The sequence below is a fragment of the Macrococcus equipercicus genome (assembly GCF_024205945.1).
GTDB classification, from domain to species: domain Bacteria; phylum Bacillota; class Bacilli; order Staphylococcales; family Staphylococcaceae; genus Macrococcus; species Macrococcus equipercicus.
The window spans coordinates 1,541,067-1,565,435 of the sequence record NZ_CP073809.1 but is presented as its reverse complement, the minus strand read 5'-3'; the positions used below and the strand labels follow the sequence as shown (position 1 = coordinate 1,565,435).

The following is a 24,369-nucleotide window of genomic DNA, read 5'->3' as shown; positions in this document are numbered from 1 at the left end:
CTTACCTTTTTTCTATGGCGCAGATAAACGGTGGCTGGTTGCGCTGGTTGATAAATTCGTATTTTAAAATATGGGCAGTCTCCTGGTCATAAGTCTGCAGAAAGTCGAGCACTGCTTCTTTCTCAATCTGTCCTTCTGCATGTCCCGGATAAATGACAAGTATAATGACTCCGCCGGATTTAAGACGCGCAAACAGCTTCTGGACGGCTGTGATCGTTGTCTCAGGGAGTGTGACGATAGATTTGTCGCCTTTTGGCAGGTAGCCGAGATTGAATATAGCGCAGCTGATGTCGCGGTCCGGTAAGTACTGGTCAACATGCTGATGGCCGTCGTGAATAAATGTGATATTCGCGTGATCGGCTGTTTGCTGTTTTGTATTCTGTATAGCAGTCTCCTGAATGTCAAACGCATAGACATGGCCATGCGGCACACGTTCTGCCAGATAAAGTGTATCGTTGCCGTTGCCGCATGTCGCATCAACGACAATGTCTGTGTCAGTGACGAACTGGTCAATCAGCAGCTTGGAGAACGGCAGAATTCCTTTAAGCTTCATTCGTGACTTCCTCTTTATAGAGTTTTCCCTGCCAGCTGTCACGGCGGATAAGCTCCTTATCAATCGCATTCAGCACTTCCCATTTATTGACGCTCCACATCGGGCCGATCATCAGTTCAATCGGGCCGTCGCCGGTAATGCGGTGGATGATCATTTCCGGCGGCAGAATTTCGAGCTGGTCTGCGACAAGAGAGACATAATCGTCTTTTGTCATGAATTCGAGCTTCCCTTTTTCGTACTGCTTGACCATCGGGGTCCCTTTAAGTAAATGCAGCAGGTGAATCTTGATGCCCTGGACATCCATAGCTGCGACAGCCTGAGCCGTCTCCATCATCATGTCGTAGTTCTCACCCGGTAGACCGTTGATGATGTGGGAGCAGATGTTGATGTTGTGCTTACGGAGTTTTTCGACGCCTTCATAATAGCACTGCATATCATGCGCGCGATTGATGAGGTCTGACGTCTCCTGGTGGACGGTCTGGAGGCCAAGCTCGACCCAGAGGTACGTGCGTTCGTTCAGTTCAGCGAGGTATTCAACGACATCTTCCGGCAGACAGTCGGGACGCGTCGCGATGGACAGGCCGACGACGCCTTCCTGTGCGAGTGCCGCCTCGTACTTCTCCTTCAGAACGTGCAGCGGTGCATGCGTGTTTGTATAAGCCTGGAAGTAGGCGATATACTGACCGTCCTTCCATTTTTCGTGCGTGCGGTTCTTGATCTTCTCGAACTGGACAGGAATCGGGTCGACCCGGTCACCCGCAAAGTCGCCTGATCCTGCAACAGAGCAGAATGTACAGCCGCCATGTGCCACAGTACCGTCACGGTTCGGGCAGTCGAATCCGCCTTCCAGTGCCACTTTGAAGATTTTCTGGCCGAACTTCTGACGGAGATGGTAGTTCCATGTATGATAGCGTTTATTGTCTAATGCATATTTAAATTGGTCCATTATTCTCACCTTTCTTATTGTAGGATTTTAACATAAAACGTTGTACTGCGGTGAAAAAAAAGATAGGCTGTAAAGAGGAAGTAATGAGGAGCAGTGTTTATGCCACGAATAATATGGTTGTTAATTATAGGAATGGCGGTCAATGTCACAGGAGCAAGCTTCATCTGGCCGCTTAACACAATATACATACATGATGAACTGGGAAAAAGCCTCAGCACGGCAGGATTTGTGCTGATGTTGAATTCCGGTGCATCGGTTGTCGGGAATTTAATCGGTGGCTCACTGTTCGATAGAATCGGCGGTTACTTATCGACGCTTACCGGCATCATCATTGCACTGCTTAGTCTGGTCGGCATTGTTTTTCTTCATGGCTGGCCGTGGTATGCAGTCTGGCTTGTTGTGCTCGGATTCGGTTCCGGTATGATTTTTCCGTCCATCTATGCGATGGCAGGAGCTGCATGGCCGGAAGGCGGTCGGAAAACATTCAATGCAATCTATTTAGCGCAGAATATCGGGGTGGCAGTCGGTGCCTCTGCCGGTGGATTTGTCGCTGATTTAAAGTTCGAGTATATATTTCTCGCGAACCTGGCGCTCTATGTCGTCTTCCTGCTCATAGCGGCGCTGGGCTATAGAGGTGTGCACGGCGGCAGTACAGCCGGCAGCCAGCTGAAAAGTGTCGGTGATGTGCGGGATAAGACGAGGTTCAATGCATTGCTTCTTATATGTGTCATGTATTGTCTCTGCTGGATCGGCTATGTCCAGTGGCAGACAACAATCTCAAGTTACACGCAGGACATCGGCATCAGTCTGAAGCAGTACAGCTTCCTCTGGGCGCTGAACGGCATACTGATCATTGTCGGTCAGCCGTTCATTAATCCGGTTGTCAAACGCATGGCAGGCAGAATCAAGCAGCAGATAGCAGTCGGTATAGTAATATTTATTGTCTCATATATAGTGAGCAGTTTTGCTGAGTCGTTCTCATTGTTTATCATCGGCATGGCGATATTGACACTTGGAGAGATGTTTGTCTGGCCGGCCGTGCCGACGATTGCCAATCAGCTGGCACCGGAAGGCAGGCTCGGTGTCTATCAGGGCATCGTCAATTCAACAGCGACTTTAGGCCGGGCGATCGGACCACTGTTCGGTGGGATTATCGTTGATGCCTTTAATATGCAGACGATGTTCTATGTCATCATTGGTCTGCTGCTGATCGGGTTTTTCTTTCTAGCCGTGTATGATAAAAAACTGACTGACTGATAATGAACCACACCATAACAGAGGTGTGGTTTTTTGTGATGATTGATAAGGACAAATCTAAGGTTAGCAGGGGAGATTTGTCCGTATCCAGGAAATATAAGGACAAATCCGAAAAAGCGGGAGTACATTTGTCCTTATTCCCATCAATCCTCTTAAATCTATTATTTGCTGTTCGCAGGTTGATATGTTGTTGCGCGTTTATTACCGTGGGGTACGTAATAGTTCATTAAATAGCGTCTAATAGTTCGTTCAGAGACAAGTTTTAAACACCAGTCATGGATGGCCGGCACGGAAATAGGTAACTCAGGGAATAAAGTCCTAAAGTCATATAGAGCGATGTCCAGAAATTCTCTCGTAGTGAATGTTTTGCCGCAGCGGCAGCGGAAGTTCTTGTTGGTGGCTTTTGAAATGAGCTGGCTGCATGGACAGAAGACACCTCTTGCAGCCTGCTTATAGTCAAAAATAACGGTCTGTTCATATCTTGAATGAGTCAGTGCGTGTTTCATTAAAGTGCGGTGCAGAGCAGTATGGTCATAGAACATGGGGACGCGTGAACATTGTTGTAAAAACGGTGTGACGTCATGATACGTCAAGCAGCGATCATCCGGTGTAATGCCGTAAATCTTGCGGTCAGGGTTTGCGAAGACGTGGTAATAGTAAGTAGAATAGTGCAGGTTGTTTCTCTCAAGCAGCAGCCGGAAAAGTTGTTTCGTCCGTACAGCCTGCTGACTGTATGTGATGATCTCTACATTTGAATCGAGGAAATAATAAGTGCAATTGCGGCAGATGATATCATGGTTCGTCCATTTAACCTCAAAAATATAAAGCTCGTCATGCATGATGATGAGACAGTCAATCTGAAATTCTTTGCCCATCAGAGTGAGGACAAGATCGAAATAAATAATGGCTTCATCACAATTTTCAGCGACTGCACGAGCAAACCATGTTTCTCCGCGGCTGCCATCCTGGTGTTTTCTGAGTTCCTTTGTTTCATGTTCAGTCAGTCCATGGCGCAGTAATTTCTGCTGCAGCAGGTAAGCAGTACTATTTTGGGTAAACGGCTTGATGATGTCCAATAGTGTCCTCCTTCGTCTTCTCTCTTATATTAAAATGGAACGCGGCAACTAAACAGATGATAAATTTTTTAACTGCCAAAAATAACTTGCACATTTTGCACCGGCATTTTATAGTAGAGAGTAACTGGAGTAGTAACTGAGACGTCATTCTAGAAGAGAGTCAGTGGTGGTGCGAACTGATAATGATGCCAGCGAACTTGCCGGAGTCTACATAACTGAATCACATTGAGCTGCACTGATAATGACAGTGAATTGCGGGTGGTACCGCGGTTGTCTATATGACAGTCGTCCCTCTTCCAGGGATGACTGTCTTTATTTATTTTAAGGAGGAAAACAGATGAACTTTAACCATAATGAAATCGAGAAGAAATGGCAGCAATACTGGGCTGAGAATAAGACATTCAAAACAGAAGATGATTCAACGAAGAAGAAATTCTACGCCCTGGATATGTTTCCATATCCATCAGGCGCGGGTCTGCACGTCGGACATCCGGAAGGTTATACAGCGACGGATATTATTTCCCGCTTCAAACGCATGCAGGGCTACAATGTCCTTCATCCGATGGGCTGGGATGCTTTCGGTCTGCCTGCTGAACAGTACGCAATTGATACAGGGAATGACCCTGCTGAATTCACTCTGAAAAATATTGAGACATTCAAACGTCAGATTCAGGAGCTCGGCTTCAGCTATGACTGGGACCGTGAAGTCAACACGACGGACCCTGCTTATTATAAATGGACGCAGTGGATCTTCATTCAGCTCTACAACAAAGGGCTTGCTTATGTTGATGAAGTCCCGGTCAACTGGTGTCCGGCACTTGGTACTGTGCTGTCCAATGAAGAAGTCATTGACGGTGTCTCAGAGCGGGGCGGCCATCCGGTAGTCCGTAAGCCGATGCGTCAATGGGTGCTGAAAATCACAGAATACGCTGACCGCCTGCTGGAAGACTTAGAGGACCTTGACTGGCCGGAATCACTGAAAGACATGCAGCGTAACTGGATCGGCCGTTCAGAAGGTGCGGAAGTGACGTTCGCCATCCATGGCACTGACCAAACATTTGATGTCTTTACGACTCGCCCTGATACGATCTACGGTGCGACGTACGCAGTCCTTTCACCGGAGCACGCGCTTGTTGAGGCGATCACGACTGATGAACAGCATGACGCTATCAAAGCCTATCAGGAGCAGGCCGCGCGTAAGTCCGACCTTGAACGGACGGACCTTGCTAAAGATAAATCAGGTGTCTTCACAGGTGCTTATGCTATCAATCCGTTTACGCAGCAGGAGATGCCGATCTGGATTTCAGATTACGTTCTTGCTTCTTACGGTACAGGCGCTATTATGGCGGTGCCGGCTCACGACGAACGCGATTATGACTTCGCCAAGCAGTTCGGTCTTGACATCATTCCAGTGCTTGAAGGCGGCGATATCACACAGGAAGCCTTCACAGGTGACGGCCCGCACATCAACTCAGGTGAACTGGACGGGCTGAACAAGGAAGACGGCATCTCTAAAGCAATCGAGATGCTGGAAGCTAAAAACATCGGCACGAAAAAAGTCAGCTATAAACTGCGCGACTGGCTGTTCTCACGTCAGCGTTACTGGGGTGAACCGATTCCAGTCATCACATGGGAAGATGGCACGATGACGACTGTACCGGAAGACGAGCTGCCGCTCATGCTGCCGAAAACAGATAAAATCAAGCCATCAGGTACAGGAGAATCACCGCTTGCGGTCATTGAAGACTTTGTCAATGTCACTGACCCTGTAACAGGCATGACAGGCCGCCGCGAAACGAATACTATGCCGCAATGGGCAGGCAGCTGCTGGTATTACATCCGCTATATCGACCCGCATAATGATGAGATGATCGCAGATCCGAAGAAACTTGAGGAATGGCTGCCGGTCGACTTGTACATCGGCGGGGCGGAGCACGCGGTGCTGCATTTACTGTACGCACGTTTCTGGCATAAAGTACTGTATGACATCGGTGTTGTGACAACGAAAGAACCGTTCCAGAAGCTTGTCAATCAGGGAATGATCCTCGGTGAGGGGAACGAGAAGATGAGCAAGTCAAAAGGCAACGTCGTCAATCCTGATGATATCGTCAACTCACATGGTGCTGATACGCTGCGTCTTTATGAGATGTTCATGGGACCGCTTGAAGCATCCATTGCCTGGAACACGACAGGCGTCGACGGTGCCCGTCGATTCCTTGACCGTGTTTACCGTCTGTTGATCACTGAGCAGGGCACGGTGTCCGCTAAAGTGACGGCAGACGCTGCACCGGCGCTTGATAAAGTCTATAATCAGACTGTTAAAAAAGTGACGGAAGACTATGAGACACTCGGCTTCAATACTGCGATTTCTCAGCTGATGGTGTTCATCAATGAATGCTATAAGCAGGAGCAGCTCAACGTCCGTTATGTCGAAGGATTCGTGAAGATGCTGGCACCAATTGCGCCGCACATCGCAGAAGAGCTGTGGCAGAAACTGGGTCACACAGAGACGATCACTTATGCAGAGTGGCCGACTTATGATGAAAGCAAGCTCGTGGATGATGAAGTGGAGATTGTCATTCAAGTGAACGGCAAAATGAAACTTAAAAAACTGATCGCCAAAGACACGGCGAAAGAAACGATGGAAGCACTGGCGCTAGAAGAGCAGGAGATTAAAGCAGCGATTGACGGTAAGACAGTGCGCAAAGTCATTGCAGTACCTAATAAATTAGTCAATATCGTGGCGAACTAGGAGGATTTATGACTTACGAAATTACAGCCGGTGAACTCATAAGGAAACTGGAACAAGGCGAGATTCCTAATATCATTGACATTCGTGAAGATTTTGAAGTGCAGATGGGGATGCTGGATGCAGCTGTCCACATTCCAATGAATGAAATTCCGGATAATATGCATACGCTGAAAGTGAATGAACCTTATTATATTTTATGCGCGCATGGTATTAGAAGCGAGAAAGTCACCGAGTATTTAAGAGAGCATGATTTCAACGCTTATAATGTCATCGGCGGCATGGCAGCGATTACGCGATAAAAACAAAGCGATGAGTGGGGACTGTCCTCACTCATCGCTTTGTTTATCATTATAGTTGAGTCGCTGTCCGGCAGTTAAAACCTGCCACGTAGCCGGTGACGAGTGCACTTGTAATATTATAGCCGCCGGTATAGCCGTGAATATCGAGCACTTCCCCGCAGAAGTACAAGTTATCATGGAGCTTTGACTGCATCATCGACGGGACAATTTCTTTGACCGACACACCGCCTCCTGTGACGAATGCTTTATCAATCGACAATGTGCCGTTCACGGTAAAGGTGAAGTTTTTGAGCAGTTCAATGAACCGGGCGAGCGCTTCTTTCTTCACATGATGCGCTGTTAAGTCAAGGTTGACGCCGGCCTGCTCCAGTAGAAAGAGCAGCCAGCGTTCCTGCATCAGTCCTTTCAGGCTGTTCTTCAGCGCTTTGTCCGGCATGCTGGTTAAGAGCTGGTCGATACGCTGCGTTAATTCATGCAGTGACACAGCCGGGAAGCTGTCGATGGTCATGTTGATCTCCTGCTTCTTCTGACGCTCTTGTTCTTTGTAGACAAACTGTGAGCAGCGCAGTGCAGCCGGACCGGATATACCGAAATGGGTGAACAGCATATCCATCTGATGTGTCACAGCCGGCCTGCCGTTTTTCTTCAGCACACTTAAGGCGACATTCTGCAGGCTCAGTCCCTGCAGCACCTTAGATTTAATAAAAGGTTCCCGCGAAGTGATCGGTACTTCAGTCGGGAACAAGTCCGTGATCGTATGCCCGGCCTGCTGAGCAAAAATATAGCCGTCACCGGTCGAGCCGGTCTGCGGCACACTTTTACCGCCTGTTGCGATGATGACTTGTGCCGCCTTGATATCTTCTCCAGCTGCTTTAACGCCGATGATCCGGCCGTCGTCAAACAGCAGTGACTCTACTTTGACATCGGTTCTGATGTCGACTTTATTGTCTTTCAAGTGAGTGAGCAGTGTATTCACTACGTCTTTCGCATTGTTCGATACCGGGAACATACGGCCGTGGTCTTCTTCTTTCAGTTTGACACCGCGTGATTCGAAGTACTGGATAATACTTTCGTTGTCAAATGTATTGAAGGCGCTGTAAAGAAAGCGGCCGTTGCCCGGAATATGTTTGATGATCTCTTCATAAGGCAGCCGGTTGGTGACGTTGCAGCGGCCGCCGCCGGAGATCTGGAGTTTGCGGCCGAGCTGATTCTTCTTGTCGATCAGCAGCACCCGGTCGCCGGATTCACTTGCACTGATGGCAGCCATCAGCCCGCTTGGACCGCCGCCGATTACAATTGTCTGATACATAAAGTTCTCCTTTTCATTATGTTATTGATATAAAAGTAGTGTATCGCAACTAAAGATGATAAGATATCTTTAGTTTAAATCTAGAAAGTTAGGGATGAAAATATGTCACAAAGTAGTTCGCTGGTCCGCAGTACATTCATACTGACCGCCAGTATATTCATTACAAAGATCCTCGGGATATTGTACGTTATCCCATTCTACGCCATCATCGGCGGAGAAAGAAATCTTGCCCCGTACAACTATGCCTATAATCCTTATACGGTTATGCTCGTTGTTGCCGGTGCAGGTGTTCCGCTTGCTGTCGCCAAATATGTCTCGAAGTACAATGCAATAGGTGCTTATAAAGTCAGCCAGAAGCTGTACAAATCAAGCCTTATCGTCATGTCGCTGACCGGCCTTCTTGGTTTTATCATTTTATATTTACTGGCGCCGACCATTGCAGAAGCAACACTTGCTAAGCATAGTACAGCGGCCGGCAGCAATTCATGGAATACAGGAGATATCACTGAGATCATCCGCGTCATTTCTGTCGCTGTTATTTTCATACCGTTTCTTGCAACATTCAGAGGGATTTTCCAGGGCTATGATTCAATGGGCCCGACTGCTGTCTCTACAGTCATCGAACAAGTTGCCCGTATCGTCTTTCTTCTCGGCGGTGCGTTAATCGTCATCAAATACATGGGGAAAAATATTCTGCTGGCAAACGAAGTCGCAACATTCGCGGCTGCTATCGGTGCAGTTTTTGCACTGTTGACGCTGTGGTACTACTGGCGTAAAAGAAAGCCGCATATTGAGCGGATGATTGAGAATGATCATACTCATACGACGGTCAGCTACCGCGCAATGTATAAAGAGATACTGCTTTACAGTGTGCCGTTCGTCATTGTCAGTCTTTGTTTCCCGCTTTACTTGATTATCGATCAGTTCACACACAACAAAGGTCTTGATATAGCGGGCGTACCTGCAGAAATGCACGATCCGCTGCTGACCATGCTGAACTTAACGACAAATAAACTCGTCATGATCCCGACATCACTTGCTTCTGGTTTTGCGATCAGCCTTGTACCGGCGATTACCCGCGCTCATGCTTCCGGGCAGATCCGGGCGATGCATCATCAGATCAGAACGTCTCTTGGCCTGCTCATGTTTCTGACGGTACCAGCGTCACTAGGTATCATGGTACTTGCGGCACCGCTTTATACGTCATTCTATAGCTTCGACGCAGCAGCCAACCATATTCTCTACTTCTATGCACCAGTCGGCATTTTAATTGCATTACTATCAGTGACCTCTGCCATGCTGCAAGGTATTGATAAACAGGCGATGACCGTCTGGATTGTTATCGGTTCACTGGTGATTAAGGCGTTGATCAATCTGCCGCTGATTGTGATGTTCCATACAGTGGGCGCTGTGTTCGGCACAGCAATCGCTCTGACCGCTGCAATTATTTGCAATCTTTTAGTCATCAAAAAGTATGCCCGTTTCAAATTCAGCTCGACTTTCACAGAGATGTCTCAAATACTGCTCTACAGTCTGCTGATGGTCTTTGCAGTGGAACTCGTCTACCTTGTCCTGATTCATTTTATGAGCGTCGCGAATAAATTCGAAGCGCTGCTGATTGTCATCATCTGTGCCGTGATCGGCGCACTGGTCTACGGTTATATTTCCTTGAGATCAGGACTGGCAGAAAGATATCTCGGTGCCCGTGTTGCGAAACTCAGCCGCAAAGTAGGACGTGCATGAGATTAGACAAGTTTCTGGCCAATGCCGGCTGCGGCACCCGCACGGAAGTAAAACAGCTCATCAAAAAAGGGCGGGTCACAGTAAACGGTGAGACAGTTAAGAAAGCTGATATGAAGATAGACCATGCTGCCGGCACTGTGGCTGTTAACGGTGAGGTCGTGCTCTATGAGCCTGTTGTCTATTTAATGCTGAATAAACCACAGGGCGTCATCAGCGCGACCGAAGATGCGCGGCATGATACAGTCGTTGACTTGCTGCCCGATTACCGGCACTATGACCTGCACCCGGTCGGCAGGCTGGACAAAGATACGGAAGGGCTGCTTATACTGACAAATGACGGGCAGTTCAGCCACGAAGTGCTCAGTCCGAGGAAACACGTCGACAAAACGTATTACGCGAGAATTGACGGACGTGTCACAGCCGAGACAATCACACAGTTCAATGAAGGTCTTATACTGGATGACGGCTATAAAACGATGCCTGCCCGGTTGAAGATAGTGACGTCCGGTGCTATAAGTGAAGTCGAAGTGACGATTCAGGAAGGTAAGTTTCATCAAGTAAAGCGTATGTTCAGTGCAGTCGGTATGACTGTCAGCTACTTACAACGTATCCAGATGGGCGGCCTGCCGCTTGACCGCTCGCTTCAGCCCGGCCAGTACAAATTGCTGACGGCTGAGGATATAAATCGGGTGAAAAATAAATAAGAGCGTTTAGCAGTTCGATGTAAGGGTATATTTAATTTATAAATCTTACAGACGAGGTGTTTGACTATGGCAAAACAGGCAGGTTTATTAAGAGCGGCATTAGTTATCGGAGGTACTGCAGCGGCAGCTTACTTCTCTAAAAAAGAAAATTTAGACCGTTTACTGAACAAATCAGAGAAAGCAAACGGTGATTCACCTGGCGTTAAACCGACATTGACAGAAAAAGTTAAAGCAGCGGCAGCGAATGCTGTTAAAAGTGATAACAATGTCAACAACGACCGTTTCCCGAAAACTCAGCGCGACACACATGAACAAGTTGCAACTTTCGACGATGAAGGTGGCGGCGGTGTCAACAATGTTCATACAGTGCACGACCGCAGTCGTTTATAATTAATTTCTTTGCTGCCTGTTACAGGCAGCTTTTTTTATTGTGCTTTTCAAATCACTGATCGTTGCTGTAAGATAGAAGTATTGAAGATAGGGGGATTTATATGATGTGGAGAGAGAAAGTAGCAGAATATGAACAGGCAATTATAGAAGACTTAAAAGGGCTTCTTGCCATCAACAGTGTCAGAGATGACAGCCTGATGACAACAGCAGCACCGGTCGGTCCGGGGCCTCGGGAAGCGCTGGAATATATGTACAAGCTTGCTGAACGTGACGGCTTCAAATCAGTCGATGTCGATCATATCGCAGGGCGCATTGAAATGGGGAAAGGCAGCGAACTGTTCGGTATTTTATGCCATGTGGACGTTGTACCGCCGGGAAGCGGCTGGGACACAGATCCATTTGACCCTGTAGAGACAGAAGACCGGATTATTGCACGCGGCACACTCGACGATAAAGGGCCGACCATTGCGGCTTACTATGCGGTGAAGATTCTGACGGACATGAATGCAGACTTCAAGAAGCGGATTCATCTGATCGTCGGTACGGATGAGGAGTCGGGATGGATGTGTACCGACCGTTACTTCCAGACTGAAGAGATGCCTGACCTCGGGATCGCACCGGATGCGGACTTCCCGCTCATTCACGGCGAGAAAGGGATTACAACGTTCGATATCATTCAAAACAGCGCTAAAGAAGATGTGACTGCACCTGAAGTCGAACTGAAGGCGTTGAATGCCGGTGAACGTTACAACATGGTGCCTGACTTCGCTGAAGCAAAACTGCTTGTCAGAGAAAAGATGGATTATGTGCTGCAATCGTTCAATAATTATTTGAATGACCATCAGCTGACAGGGAAGACGACTGTCGACAACGGCAGCCTGCTGGTTCAGATTGAAGGGAAATCAGTGCACGGCATGGATCCGTCTATCGGTGTCAACGCGGGACTGTTCCTTGTGAATTTCCTGAATACGTTAGCGCTTGACGAGAAAGCGAAAGCGTTTGTTGCATTCGGCGACCGCTATTTATTTGATTCTCATTTCGGTGAGAAGATGGGCATGGCATTTGAAGATGCTGAAATGGGTAAAGTGACGACTAATATCGGTGTCATCAGCTATACGGATATTGACGGCGGTCATTACGGCATTAACCTGCGCTATCCGACAGGGTTTGACTTTACATCAGAAATTGCCGGCTTCACTGATAAAATTAAAGGTGACGGCTTTGATATTGTTGTCAATACGCACCAGCAACCTCATTACGTCGATAAAAACGATCCGTTCATCCAGAAACTGCTGACAGCCTACCGCAATCAGACAGGTGATATGACGGAGCCATACACAATCGGCGGCGGAACTTATGCACGTAACCTCGAAAAAGGGGTGGCATTCGGTGCCATGTTCAAAGACTCAGTCGATTTAATGCATCAGAAAAATGAATATATGACGAAAAAACAGCTCTTTGATGCGACCGCTATTTATCTGGAAGCGATTCATGCGGTCTGTGTGGAGGAGTGACAATGACAATCATTTATTACAACGGTGAGTTCCGTGATGATCAAGTGACCCTTGACTATAACGACCGCGGCTATCAGTTCGGCGATGGAATTTATGAAGTGGTCAGAGTGTATGACGGCAGACTGTTCACGGCGCGCGAGCACTTTGAACGGTTAGTCCGCAGTGCCGGTGAGATTTTGATCACTGCACCGAAAACTGTTGATGAATACATTGAAATCTGCGAGCAGCTGATCGAGAAGAATCAGCTGGCTGACGGCAATATCTATATTCAAGTGACGCGCGGTGTCGCTGTACGTAACCATGCATTTCCAGAACATGCTGAACCGGTCACTTTAATGTATACGTACGAAGCAGGACGGCCGCTCAAGGGGATGCAGGACGGTGTCAAAGTCATCACGGCTGAAGATATCCGCTGGCTGCGCTGTGACATTAAAAGCTTGAATCTGCTCGGTAATGTGCTGAACAAGGAGAAAGCTGTCCGGGCCGGGGCAGTGGAAGCTGTGCAGATTAGAGATGGCGTTGTCACTGAAGGTGCTTCAAGCAATGTCTACATCATTAAAGACGGCACGATTTACACGCATCCAGCAAACAACTTGATTTTGAATGGTATCACCCGCCAAGTGATCAAAGAATGTGCAGAGGAACTACTCATCCCGTTCCACGAAGAGACGTTCGGACCGGATGAACTGCTGGCAGCTGATGAAGTGTTCATCTCGAGTACGACACTTGAAGTGACACCGGTAGTCCAGGTGGATGAGAAAGTCATCGGCGGACCGGGTCCCGTTGCCCGGAAACTGCAGCAGGCGTTTGATGAGAAAATTCAGACAGGAAGATAAGACTTCCACTGGACCGCGGCTGGAAGGGTCTTCTCAAAATGTCAATACATTTTGAGTAACTTTTCCGCTTGAATTACAGCCGTGAAGGGTATAAAATTTAAACAAGTTACTAATGAACGTGAAGATTTAAAGTTATGGATAAGGCTCTTGATTATATCTCGAGCCTTTTCTTTTTTCTGAATGGAGGTGAACACGTTGGAGCATTTCTATCAATTAGGCTGGACGCTGGATTCAGCAGGCGGTGCCTCAGGTGAAGCGTATATGGCTGAGCAGGACGGCAGGAAGCTGTTTCTGAAACGAAATTCCAGTCCTTTCCTTGCGGCCCTGTCTGCTGAAGGGATCGTACCGAAGCTTGTATGGACGAAACGGATTGAGACAGGTGAAGTCGTGACAGCACAGCACTGGAAAAACGGCAGGTCTTTAATGCATGATGAAATGAAATCCAATCGTGTCGCCCTGATGCTGAGAAAGATTCATAAATCGACGCAGCTTCTTAATATGCTGAAAAGGCTTGAGATGGAGCCGATGTATCCATCGATGCTGCTCAAGAAAATCAACTCTTCCCTATCGAGGAATGTGCTGACACATCACGTGATCAGAAAGTCGCTGCTTTATCTGGAAGAGCACATGCCGAACTTGAACTCAGCGTTCTATACAGTCTGTCATGGTGATGTCAATCATAATAACTGGCTGCTGTCAGAGCAGGATGAGCTGTTCCTTGTAGACTGGGAAGGGGCCATGATTGCGGACCCGGCCATCGATATCGGTATGATTCTCTATACGTATATTGAACCCGCAGAGTGGTGTGACTGGCTGAGTAAGTACGGTATCCAGGATACACTTGATTTAAGAAAACGCATGAAGTGGTATACGATTATTCAGGCGATTGCGATGGTAGAATGGTATGAAGAGAAGAATCGCTTTCAGGATATGAATGAATGGCTGCAGTTTTTGAATGATGTACTGATGATGAATCGTTTTATATAAGGAGAACAATGAAATGAGAATGCGCAACAAACCATGGGCGGAAGAGTATTTGCTGGAACACAGCGATATTGTAAGTATCGGTGATGAAAGGAAGACGAAGATCACCGACTGGTTCGGTAACGACCAGCCGATTCATATTGAAGTGGGCAGCGGCATGGGTCGCTTTATTACAGAGATGGCGAAGCAGCACCCTCACATCAACTATATCGGGATCGAACGGGACAAGAACGTGATGATCCGTATCGTTGAAAAAGCGGTGGAACAAAACATTACGAACTTAAGATTGCTGACGCTCGATGCTGAGAATCTGCCTGAGTTTTTCATGGCTGGTGAAGTCGCAAGAGTGTATTTGAACTTCTCAGATCCATGGCCGAAGACGCGGCATGCGAAGCGCCGTCTGACACACGCGAACTTTCTGAAGCTGTACAAGCAGGTGCTGGCAGAAGACGGTGAGCTTCATTTTAAGACGGACAATCAGCAGTTATTTGAGTTCTCGCTGGAAAGCATGAGCCAGTTCGGCATGAAGCTGAAAAACATCAATCTGGATTTACATGCAAATGAACCGGAAGATAACATCAAGACAGAATATGAAGAGAAGTTCTCTAACAGAGGCTTCCGTATTAACCGCCTGGAAGCGACGTTTAACTAATGTCCGACCTCCCGAATCATCGGGAGGTTTTTTTGTGTTTTAACAAACTGCGCGTTTCATGTAGAATGAAAGAGAACGGAGGGATTGTATGCTTCATATAGGCAAGTTCAAGTTGACGCCGTTAAACGGTGGTATCACTCATATGGACGGCGGGGCGATGTTCGGTGTCGTACCGAAGCCGTTATGGCAGGATAAATATCCGAATAATGCACAAAACCAAGTGCCTCTTGTGACCCATCCGATTCTTATCCAGTCACAATACGGCAATATGCTGATTGACAGCGGAGTGGGTAATGGGAAGCTCGATGAGAAGCAGAGAAGAAATTACGGGGTGACTTACGACAGTGATGTGACAGCTGCGCTTAATCAACTCGGGCTGACGCCTTCACATATTGACATCGTCCTGATGAGTCATCTGCACTTTGACCATGCGCTGGGCTTGACGACGGCAGACGGGCAGTCAGTCTTCAATAACGCACGGATTATTACATCGCGTACAGAATGGCATGAGATGCGGTATCCTAACGTCCGCAGCAGGGCGACCTACTGGGAGATGAATTATCGCGGCATCGAGCACCAGGTGGAACCGTTTGACGACAAAATAGAAATCTGCCCGGGCATTACAATGATACATACCGGCGGCCATAGTGAAGGGCACAGTATCATTGAAATTAAGGACGACGGCATGCGGGCGGTCCACATGGCTGACCTGCTGCCGACGACAGCTCATCGCAATCCACTGTGGGTGACCGCTTATGATGATTATCCATTGGACTCTATTTTTCAGAAAGAAGAGTTATTTGAGAAGTTTGACGATGCCTGGTTTATTTTTTATCATGACGTCCGTTATTTTGCAGCGAAGTTTGACGGCAGAGAAATAATCGATGAAGTGAGAAGAAAGCCGGCCCATGTATAATTTCGACGATGAGGGGCGTCCCGCGAAAATAGCGGCGTGGATATTCGTCTGAGAGGCGCCCGGCGCCCGCGCCAAATAAAAACACCCCAAACGTTAGATTTTAGGTCTGACGTTTGGGATGCAGTATATCCGCCTGGTTTTTTTAGTTGTTATGAGTGACTTCAATACAGTCAATCAGCTGTCCAGTATAAGCATCAGCGATAAATTCATACTCTTCTTTGTAATCGTCAAAGTTAGTAGTGATGCCGCCGCGATAAATTTGTGTCTCAACTCCGAATCTTTTATAGCGTTCCGGGGTATAGACGATAAAAGATGATTCAACGCCATTAAATTTCTGTTTGATATCTTCAAGCAGCTGATGGGGATTCAGCAGGCGATATCTTCTGCTGAATGCATAGCCGATCACCAGTGCAGCAACGACGATTGAGGAACCAATCCACCATTTTTTATTCATGGGAAACCTCCTTTTCCTTATCTTCATTATCTTAGATTACAGAAAAAATTCAAGTTTTCTCTGCCGCCAGAATCTTTTTGTTGACTAAACGATGGATTCCGATACAATTAGTAGTATTCCGAGTGAAACGATAAGAATAGGAGAGGTAAAAAGATGAAAAAGTTTTTATGGGTTTTAGCGGCGATGCTGTTTGTTCTTGCTGCATGTGGGCAGAATAATGATTCAAAGAAGGGATCTTCCGCTGATGAAGAAAAAGTGCTGACAGTTGGTACGGAAGGAACATACGCACCTTTCACTTATCATGATAAGTCTAGTAACCTGACTGGTTATGATGTGGATGTGGTCAAGGCAGTAGCAAAAGAAGCAGGTTATAAAGCTAAATTTGTTGAAACACAATGGGACTCTATGTTCTCAGGTCTGAATGCCGGCCGCTTTACCACTGTAGCGAACCAGGTGGGTATTAACGATGAACGGAAAGCAAAGTACAAATTCTCTGAGCCATACACTTATACAAGTGCAGTACTTGTCACACGTAAAGAAAACAATGATATTAAATCTTTCGATGATGTAAAAGGTAAAAAGTTAGCGCAGACGTTAACATCAAACTACGGTAAGCTGGCAAAAGACCACGGTGCACAAATTACACAGGTCGAAGGATTCAACCAGTCGATGGAACTTATCCAGTCTAACCGTGTAGAAGGTACTTTCAACGAAAAATTATCAGTTCTTGATTACTTGAAACAGAAGAAAAGTGCGGATGTCAAAATTATCGAAGGCGATGCAGAGAAGAGCGAGTCAGCATTTGTATTCACAAAGAAAACTGATCAATCAGTTATCGATGACGTCAACAAAGCTTTAAAAACATTAAAAGATAACGGTGAATTAGCTAAGATCAGTAAGAAATGGTTTGGTGAAGATGTTTCTAAACCTTAATGAAGAACAGCAGCATGCTCTGGATGCCGCGCAGCAGGCTTTTCTGCCGATGCTGGAGGCACTATTTAAATACTCCATACCTTTGGCGATCATAACGTTCATCATTGGGTTTATTATCGCATTGATTACTGCGCTGGCAAGGGTATCACGTATTAAAATCTTCCAAATCATTGCACGGGTTTATGTTTCGATTTTCCGAGGAACGCCGATGATCGTTCAGTTATTTATTATCTTTTATGGAATACCGGAAATTGCGAGGCTAGCAACTGGTAACTCAAACGACTTACTTACGTTGTCATCTATTACTGCAGCAATTATTGGATTAAGTTTGAATGTTGGCGCATATACTTCTGAGATTATTCGTGGAGGTATCCTTACTCTTCCTAAAGGACAAAGAGAAGCAGCATATTCTATCGGTATGAGTGAATGGCAGACGATGCGACGTATTATTCTGCCGCAAGCCATTCGTAACTCAATCCCGACACTTGGTAATACATTTTTAAGTCTTATCAAAGATACATCGTTATTAGGATTTATTCTCGTTGCAGAAATGTTTCGTAAGGCACAGGAAGTAGCAGCCTCTACATTCGAGTTCCTCTCAATTTATCTTTTGGTTGGAGCGATGTACTGGGTCGTCTGCTTTATCATCTCTCTCATACAAGGGATGTACGAGCGGCGCCTTGAAAGGAAGTATACGATATGATCGAGCTGAACAATATTTATAAAAGCTTTGGCGATAAAGATGTGATTAAAGGCGTCAATTTGACGGTTGACGACGGTGAAGTAGTTGTATTGATTGGTCGTAGTGGATCTGGTAAAACAACGCTGCTGCGCATGATCAATGCGCTTGAACTCCCGACGTCTGGTCAGGTCATTGTAGACGGGACCAGTTATTCTAATAACAATCGACGCAGCCAGATTGCAGTGCGTAAAAAGTCAGGGATGGTGTTCCAGAACTATCAGCTCTTTCCTCATATGACGGCGCTTGAAAATGTCATTGAAGGACTAGTGACCGTCAAGAACATGCCTAAAGCTGAAGCAGAAAAAATTGGTCTCGACTTGCTGCATAAAGTAGGTCTTGAGCAGGTGAGCAACCAGTATCCCTCAGGGTTATCCGGCGGGATGCAGCAGCGTGTCGGCATCGCCCGCGCGCTCGCGATGAACCCGAAAGTCATGCTGTTTGATGAGCCGACGTCAGCGCTTGATCCCGAGCTTGTCATGGATGTACTGAACGTTATGAAAGACCTCGCTGCTGAAGGGATGACCATGGTCATTGTGACGCATGAGATGAACTTTGCGAAGAACGTCGCGAGCAAAATAGCATTTATTCATGAAGGACGCATTAAAGAGATAGGTACACCCGATCAAATATTCAATCATCCAAAAAGCGATGCATTGAAACGTTTCTTAAATATCATCGATCAGAAGTAGGCCAGGCGGATGCCTGGTTTTTTTCTTACAAAATCCCATATAAGTATCTTAAAAAATTGTAAATTGTTAATGTCGCTCTCACTTTTTTTCGCTATACTGATTATGAGGTGAAGGGGATGAAAGCTTATTTAAAGCGCTGGTTCATTGATGGGATGAGCTTTATGGCGCTCGGTCTGTTCAGTTCTTTGATTATCGGTCTTATTATTGAAACCGCAGGAACAGAACTGAAACCATTCTTTGATACGAGTCTGCTGCTTGAAATCGGTAAGCTCGCGAAGCAATATACCGGCGCTGCAGTAGGTGTCAGTGTCGCTTACGGACTCGGTGCTTCACCGCTTGTGATTTTCTCAAGCGCAGTGACCGGGATGTATGGCTATGAGCAGGGCGGTGCTGCCGGAACATATATTGTGGCACTTGTGACGACGGAGCTCGGACGACTATACAGTGGCAGAACAAAAGTCGATATATTGCTCACACCGCTGCTGACTTTGCTGCTCGGCGGCACTATCGCCAAACTGATCGGTCCGTTTATTGCAGCATTTATGGCACGTATTGGTGAGTTCATTACATTCTCGACGACACAGCAGCCGCTGTTGATGGGAATACTCATTGCACTGGTTTTTGGTCTCACATTATCGAGTCCGATATCCAGCGCCGCGCTTGCATTGATGCTGAATATCGAAGGGACTGCCGCTGCTGCAGCGACAATCGGCTGCTGCTGCCACATGATTGGTTTTGCGGTGACGAGTTACGGGGATAATGGAATACAGGGGCTCATCGCGCACGGCATAGGGACGAGTAAAATCCAGATTCCGAACTATATGAGAAATCCGTTTATTCTCGTGCCGCCTATTATCGCAAGTATGATGACAGCACCGCTCATGACGATGTTCTGGCCGATGAAGAACGTCGCAGCCGGTGCCGGTATGGGGACGAGCGGCTTCGTCGGCCAGATCATGACGGTGAAGACGATGGGAGCATCGGTGACGACCTGGCTGCAGATTGGTCTGTTCCATTTTCTGCTGCCGGGGCTCATCAGTTATTTCGTCTACCGGATGATGAAAAATGCACAGATCATCAAGCCTGGTGACCAGCAAATTATGACAGGAGAGAGAACATGATTAACTTAACAAATGAACAGGACTTTAATGAACTGATCAACAAACCGACAATCGTCATGTTTACAGCAGGATGGTGTCCGGACTGCCATTTCATCCAGCCCGCACTGCCGGAGATTGAAGCAGTGCATGATGACTATCAATTTGTTTCCGTGGACCGTGATGCCTTTATGGATCTTGCGGTGCAGTATGACGTCATGGGGATTCCAAGCTTTGTGGCATTTAATGAGGGCCGCGAAACAGGGCGTTTTGTCTCCAGAGACAGAAAAACAAAAGAAGAGATCAATCAATTCATTGAATCATTGTAATAGCTGACCACGATGGGATACTATCACTCATCGTGGTTTTATTGTACAATAAATAATACAAGAATTGAGGAGTGTTACCTATGAATGTGTTTGAAATAAGAGATGCCATTACCGCTGAATTAGCTGCCGAAGTAATGACATGGAATTTCGACCGCAAGGAAGAAACATTGAGAGTTGAACGCCGGGACAATCATAAAGGACTGACGATTAAGCTTGCGCCGCTCGTGGCGAAATATAAGCAGCAGGAGCGCAAAATCATCGATGAAGTTCTTTACTATATCAATGAGACAATTACAGCGATGGCGGATGAGACAAATAAGAAAATTACTGAAATGAAAATCATGCCGGTCATCCGGTCGACAAGTTTTCCAAAAGAAACAAACGGCGTGCCTTTTGTCATTTCGGAACATACGGCTGAGACTAATATTTATTACGCGCTTGATCTTGGTTCCACTTACCGCCTGATTGATGACAATGTATTAAGTGAGATGGCGATATCAAAGGAACATGTCAAAGAACAGGCGCTGTTTAACGTCAAAAAGCTGGCAGCACAGTACAAAGAGGACCATGTAGCCGGCAGTACCTTTTATTTCTTCAACTCCAACGACGGCTACGATGCCTCCAGAATATTAAATGATACGCTGCTGCAGCAGTTTGATAAGAACAAAAAAGGTGAGCTGCTCGTCGCAACACCACATGCCGATGTATTGATCATCGCGGATATCGAGAATGAGACAGGTTATGACATTATGGCCCAGATGATGATGCAGTTCTTCAGCAACGGCCTTGTACCGATTACGTCATTATCATTCCAGTACGAAAATGGCAAGCTGACGCCGGTCTTTATTCTCGGCAAGAACAATATGAAGCGGAATCAGGAGGCTATTGCCCGCCTGGAGAAAAACCGTAAAAAATTTGAAAATAATAAGGAGCAATGACATGAATATCTTCTACAATGACAAAATTGGTGACGTTCTACTGATCACGTTGAAGCATGCTGACGGCCCATTTGACTATGAGCAGAATGGAGACGTGGTCACTATTAAGAAAGACGGTGCAGTCGTCGGCTATAATGTTTTCAATATAAGCGGCCAGCTGTCGTTTGACGGTAATGGTCAAGTGGAACTGGACGAAGCAAAAGTGGACGCCATCAATCAAGTGCTGACGAGTAAAGGCATGCAGCCGCTGACAGTCGACCTGTCTCCTAAGTTCGTTACAGGCCATGTCGACAGCATGGAAAAACATCCGGATGCTGATAAGCTGAACATCTGCCAGGTGAATGTCGGAGACGAAGTGCTGCAGATTGTCTGCGGCGCTAACAATGTCGCTGCCGGACAAAATGTCGTCGTCGCTAAAGTAGGCGCTGTCATGCCGAGCGGAATGCTGATTAAAGCTGCTGAACTGCGCGGTGTGCCGTCAAACGGTATGATCTGTTCTGAACGTGAACTCGGACTCACTGATTCCGAAGAGAAAAAAGGCATATTAGTACTGGGTGAAGAAGTGGTTCCTGGTACCGACTTCTTTAAACAAGTTTAAAAGGTGTGAGTAGATGAGCTGGTTTGACAAATTATTCGGAGAACAATCAAATGACACACATCAGCAGCGTGAAGATGAAGTAATGATAAAACCTAGGGAAGAAGATAATCACGACGAAATATACAGAAGACCGAAAGGAAGATTTAGATTTCCTATCGATGTTGAGACTGGAACAGAAAAAGAGGCAGAGGCAAAACCGGAATCAGCACATCCTGTTCAAAGTGACTTCGTCAATGATGATTACTTCAACAGTCGGCGGGAACGTCGTAAACGTCACCATCAGCAGCATGATGAGCCGCCTCATCCGTTGACAGAGCGCTATCATCCGGCTTATACACCACCTCCGAGCAAGACAGACATACATAAGCCGAAGTTCGTCGCAAGTGAAGTGCCGTCTGCGATTTACGGCACACGTAAAAATTTGAAGCCGGGTGAAAGCAAGGTGGTCATCACCCCGCTGACTGGCAGAAAGCCGGAAATGGTAAAACCCGTGACGCCGCCTCACCGCAGGCAGGATAACATGGTTAACGTCGAGAATGTCTATGCATCACAAATTGTCGCGGAAATCAGGCGGGAACGTGAAAAGAAAGCACAGGCCAAAAAAGCATTCGAAGAGAAACGTCAGCAGCTGAAACTTCAGAAGGAACTTGAGGAAAAGCTGATGACTGCACCAGAACAAGAAACGCCTGATACAGAGACTGTCTATTCCTCTGCACCGGAACAAGAAACGCCTGACACAGAGACTGTCTATTCTTCTGCACCGGAACAAGAAACGCCTGATACAGAGACTGTCTATTCTTCTGAACTGGAAACAGAATCATTGGTGCTTCAGCCGGTTCATGAGCTGATGCCTGAACTTGAAACAGTAGAAGTCATCCTGCCACCTGCTGAAAATTCGGCAGTCGAAGCACTTGTCCGTGAAACATCAGCGGTCTCTCACGTTAACGACTCCATTGATGAAGCAGTCGACGAAATGAAAGAACCGATACTCCGTCCGGTGGTCACTAAGACGAGACCATTTAATGTTGTCATGACACCGTCAGATAAAAAAAGGCTGATGGATAAAAAACAGGCTGTCACTGAGCCGTCAATAGTAGAAAAAATAATCGATAAAATAACACCTGATTCTGCCGATGGATCTTCAGCAGAACCATCACTGCTTGAAAAAGCCATCGACTTCGTCACACCTGGTCACATAGAGCAGGAAGCGCCTGCTGTTATGGAGAAAGTGAAAGAGGTGGTGACTGGAAAAGATAAGAAACGTAAAGGGCCGAATTACCTGCTGCCTCCTGTCAGTCTGCTGGCACATCCTGAAGCGCCTGCAGCGTCTCATGAATGGGTGGAAGAGCAGCGTGCACAGCTGGATGAAGCATTATATCACTTCAACGTTCCTGCTAAAGTGGAGCATGTCGTCGTCGGTCCTTCTGTCACCCGTTATGAACTCTCAGTAGAAAAAGGAGTCAAAGTCAGCAGAATCACCAATCTGCAGGATGACATCAAAATGGCGCTGGCAGCTAAGGATATTCGTATTGAAGCACCAATTCCCGGCACATCCCGTGTGGGCGTGGAAGTTCCGAACCTTGAAACACGGCCGGTCAATTTAAGTGAAGTCATCTTCTCCAAACGGTTTAAATTTGCAGAATCCAAGCTTATGGTCGCACTGGGTGTAAAGATCAATAATGAACCGATGCTGATGGACATCGCTAAAATGCCGCATGCATTAATCGCAGGCGCAACCGGCTCAGGTAAATCAGTGAGCATCAATGCGATTTTACTGTCGCTGCTGTACCGTAACAATCCGAGTGAGCTTAAACTGCTGCTGATTGACCCGAAAATGGTGGAGCTTGCGCCTTATAACGATCTGCCGCATTTACTCGCACCGGTCATCACTGATGTCAAGGCCGCGACTGAAAGCTTGAAGTGGATTGTTGAAGAGATGGAACGGCGCTATAAGACATTTGCCGATGTTCATGTCAGAAATATTACCGCATATAACCAGAAGTCAACTTATGACAAGCGGCTGCCGAAGATTGTCATTATTATCGATGAGCTCGCTGATTTAATGATGATGGCACCGCAGGAAGTGGAGCACTCGATTGCCCGCATTGCACAGAAAGCTCGTGCTGCAGGTATTCATATGATACTTGCGACGCAGCGTCCATCTGTCAATGTCATCACCGGCCTGATTAAAGCGAATGTGCCGACTCGTATCGCCTTCATGGTATCTTCTGCTGTCGATTCACGTACAGTGATGGATAGCGGCGGTGCTGAGAAACTGCTCGGTAACGGTGATATGCTGTACCAAGGTAACGGCATGAACCGGCCGATTCGTATTCAAGGCTGCTATGTATCTGATGAGGAAATCGATGAAGTCGCTGCTTATATCAGGGAACAGGGGCCGCCGAACTACATGTTCAAGCAGGAAGAACTGCTCAGTAAAGTCAACGAACTCCCGCAGGATGAACTGATTGATGATGTGATCGACTACATGCAGGAAGAAGGCCAGATTTCAACTTCACAGCTGCAGCGTAGATTCCAGATCGGCTATAACAGAGCAGCACGCATCGTCGATAGCCTGGAAGACGCAGGTTATATCAGCGGGGCCAATGGTTCAAAACCAAGAACAGTGTTAATCGCAGAAAAACAACAATAGGAGTG

General features: G+C 46.9%; 24 protein-coding genes. 19 read left to right on the top strand and 5 right to left on the bottom strand.

The window, feature by feature from the left end; all coding sequences use genetic code 11:
* Window position 1: 1 nt before the first annotated feature.
* Window positions 2-553 carry a tRNA 5-(aminomethyl)-2-thiouridylate-methyltransferase MnmM gene (gene mnmM / locus KFV11_RS08095; protein WP_149459482.1) on the bottom strand — a complete coding sequence of 184 codons (552 nt, stop codon included), beginning with the start codon at window positions 551-553 and terminating at the stop codon, window positions 2-4.
* Window positions 543-1,499 carry a tRNA modification radical SAM protein MnmL/YtqA gene (gene mnmL / locus KFV11_RS08090; protein WP_170234592.1) on the bottom strand — a complete coding sequence of 319 codons (957 nt, stop codon included), beginning with the start codon at window positions 1,497-1,499 and terminating at the stop codon, window positions 543-545. The genes mnmM and mnmL overlap by 11 nt, the downstream gene beginning before the upstream one ends.
* A gap of 93 nt (window positions 1,500-1,592) precedes the next feature.
* On the opposite strand from mnmL, the gene KFV11_RS08085 reads away from it, so the two are divergent.
* Complete coding sequence (locus KFV11_RS08085) at window positions 1,593-2,756, top strand: MDR family MFS transporter (RefSeq protein WP_254249659.1); 1,164 nt, start codon at window positions 1,593-1,595, stop codon at window positions 2,754-2,756.
* Between the two features lie 161 nt (window positions 2,757-2,917).
* On the opposite strand, the gene KFV11_RS08080 is transcribed toward KFV11_RS08085, so the two are convergent.
* Window positions 2,918-3,832 carry a nuclease-related domain-containing protein gene (locus KFV11_RS08080; RefSeq protein ID WP_254249658.1) on the bottom strand — a complete coding sequence of 305 codons (915 nt, stop codon included), beginning with the start codon at window positions 3,830-3,832 and terminating at the stop codon, window positions 2,918-2,920.
* Between the two features lie 337 nt (window positions 3,833-4,169).
* On the opposite strand from KFV11_RS08080, the gene leuS reads away from it, so the two are divergent.
* Together leuS and KFV11_RS08070 are read left to right on the top strand one after the other, a co-directional pair.
* Window positions 4,170-6,584 (top strand): leucine--tRNA ligase, encoded by a 2,415-nt coding sequence (leuS, locus tag KFV11_RS08075; protein WP_254249657.1) that lies wholly within the window; start codon window positions 4,170-4,172, stop codon window positions 6,582-6,584.
* An 8-nt stretch (window positions 6,585-6,592) separates the two neighbouring features.
* Complete coding sequence (locus tag KFV11_RS08070) at window positions 6,593-6,883, top strand: rhodanese-like domain-containing protein (RefSeq protein WP_149459486.1); 291 nt, start codon at window positions 6,593-6,595, stop codon at window positions 6,881-6,883.
* Window positions 6,884-6,932: 49 nt separating this feature from the next.
* Here the strand turns inward: KFV11_RS08070 and KFV11_RS08065 are convergent, their stop codons facing one another.
* On the bottom strand, window positions 6,933-8,192 hold the full coding sequence (locus KFV11_RS08065; RefSeq protein ID WP_254249656.1) for a BaiN/RdsA family NAD(P)/FAD-dependent oxidoreductase: 1,260 nt from the start codon (window positions 8,190-8,192) through the stop codon (window positions 6,933-6,935).
* A gap of 102 nt (window positions 8,193-8,294) precedes the next feature.
* Here KFV11_RS08065 and KFV11_RS08060 point away from each other — a divergent pair, with 102 nt between their 5' ends.
* From KFV11_RS08060 to KFV11_RS08025, 8 genes are all read left to right on the top strand, one after another.
* Entirely contained in the window at window positions 8,295-9,935 is a 1,641-nt protein-coding gene (locus KFV11_RS08060; RefSeq protein WP_149459488.1) for a putative polysaccharide biosynthesis protein, read from the top strand.
* Window positions 9,932-10,639: a pseudouridine synthase gene (locus KFV11_RS08055; RefSeq protein WP_254249655.1), complete on the top strand. Its 708-nt coding sequence runs from the start codon at window positions 9,932-9,934 to the stop codon at window positions 10,637-10,639. The genes KFV11_RS08060 and KFV11_RS08055 overlap by 4 nt, the downstream gene beginning before the upstream one ends.
* A gap of 66 nt (window positions 10,640-10,705) precedes the next feature.
* On the top strand, window positions 10,706-11,029 hold the full coding sequence (locus KFV11_RS08050; protein WP_149459490.1) for a hypothetical protein: 324 nt from the start codon (window positions 10,706-10,708) through the stop codon (window positions 11,027-11,029).
* Between the two features lie 104 nt (window positions 11,030-11,133).
* Window positions 11,134-12,543 carry a dipeptidase PepV gene (gene pepV / locus KFV11_RS08045; protein ID WP_254250613.1) on the top strand — a complete coding sequence of 470 codons (1,410 nt, stop codon included), beginning with the start codon at window positions 11,134-11,136 and terminating at the stop codon, window positions 12,541-12,543.
* 2 nt (window positions 12,544-12,545) lie between these two features.
* Complete coding sequence (dat, locus tag KFV11_RS08040) at window positions 12,546-13,379, top strand: D-amino-acid transaminase (RefSeq protein WP_149459492.1); 834 nt, start codon at window positions 12,546-12,548, stop codon at window positions 13,377-13,379.
* A 195-nt stretch (window positions 13,380-13,574) separates the two neighbouring features.
* Window positions 13,575-14,366 (top strand): phosphotransferase family protein, encoded by a 792-nt coding sequence (locus KFV11_RS08035; protein WP_149459493.1) that lies wholly within the window; start codon window positions 13,575-13,577, stop codon window positions 14,364-14,366.
* 13 nt (window positions 14,367-14,379) lie between these two features.
* A complete protein-coding gene (gene trmB, locus KFV11_RS08030; protein ID WP_254249654.1) occupies window positions 14,380-15,015 on the top strand; it encodes a tRNA (guanosine(46)-N7)-methyltransferase TrmB in 636 nt (211 codons plus the stop codon).
* A gap of 88 nt (window positions 15,016-15,103) precedes the next feature.
* The gene (locus KFV11_RS08025) at window positions 15,104-15,931 is read left to right on the top strand and encodes an MBL fold metallo-hydrolase (protein ID WP_254249653.1); all 828 of its coding nucleotides are present in this window, start codon (window positions 15,104-15,106) and stop codon (window positions 15,929-15,931) included.
* A gap of 142 nt (window positions 15,932-16,073) precedes the next feature.
* Here the strand turns inward: KFV11_RS08025 and KFV11_RS08020 are convergent, their stop codons facing one another.
* A complete protein-coding gene (locus tag KFV11_RS08020) occupies window positions 16,074-16,385 on the bottom strand; it encodes a hypothetical protein (protein ID WP_149459496.1) in 312 nt (103 codons plus the stop codon).
* Window positions 16,386-16,538: 153 nt separating this feature from the next.
* Between KFV11_RS08020 and KFV11_RS08015 the strand changes: the two genes are divergently transcribed.
* From KFV11_RS08015 to KFV11_RS11695, 8 genes are all read left to right on the top strand, one after another.
* Window positions 16,539-17,318, top strand: coding sequence for an amino acid ABC transporter substrate-binding protein (locus KFV11_RS08015; RefSeq protein ID WP_254249652.1), 780 nt, complete (start codon window positions 16,539-16,541; stop codon window positions 17,316-17,318).
* Complete coding sequence (locus KFV11_RS08010) at window positions 17,302-18,021, top strand: amino acid ABC transporter permease (RefSeq protein WP_149459542.1); 720 nt, start codon at window positions 17,302-17,304, stop codon at window positions 18,019-18,021. Before KFV11_RS08015 ends, KFV11_RS08010 begins: the two co-directional genes overlap by 17 nt.
* Window positions 18,018-18,749: an amino acid ABC transporter ATP-binding protein gene (locus KFV11_RS08005; RefSeq protein WP_149459498.1), complete on the top strand. Its 732-nt coding sequence runs from the start codon at window positions 18,018-18,020 to the stop codon at window positions 18,747-18,749. The genes KFV11_RS08010 and KFV11_RS08005 overlap by 4 nt, the downstream gene beginning before the upstream one ends.
* A gap of 116 nt (window positions 18,750-18,865) precedes the next feature.
* Complete coding sequence (locus KFV11_RS08000) at window positions 18,866-19,870, top strand: PTS sugar transporter subunit IIC (protein ID WP_149459499.1); 1,005 nt, start codon at window positions 18,866-18,868, stop codon at window positions 19,868-19,870.
* Window positions 19,867-20,175 (top strand): thioredoxin family protein, encoded by a 309-nt coding sequence (locus KFV11_RS07995; RefSeq protein ID WP_149459500.1) that lies wholly within the window; start codon window positions 19,867-19,869, stop codon window positions 20,173-20,175. The genes KFV11_RS08000 and KFV11_RS07995 overlap by 4 nt, the downstream gene beginning before the upstream one ends.
* Window positions 20,176-20,255: 80 nt before the next feature.
* Window positions 20,256-21,113, top strand: coding sequence for a DUF1444 family protein (locus tag KFV11_RS07990; RefSeq protein ID WP_149459501.1), 858 nt, complete (start codon window positions 20,256-20,258; stop codon window positions 21,111-21,113).
* Window position 21,114: 1 nt separating this feature from the next.
* A complete protein-coding gene (ytpR, locus tag KFV11_RS07985) occupies window positions 21,115-21,711 on the top strand; it encodes a YtpR family tRNA-binding protein (RefSeq protein WP_149459502.1) in 597 nt (198 codons plus the stop codon).
* Between the two features lie 13 nt (window positions 21,712-21,724).
* Window positions 21,725-24,364 (top strand): DNA translocase FtsK, encoded by a 2,640-nt coding sequence (locus KFV11_RS11695; protein WP_302054835.1) that lies wholly within the window; start codon window positions 21,725-21,727, stop codon window positions 24,362-24,364.
* The last annotated feature ends 5 nt before the right edge of the window (window positions 24,365-24,369 follow it).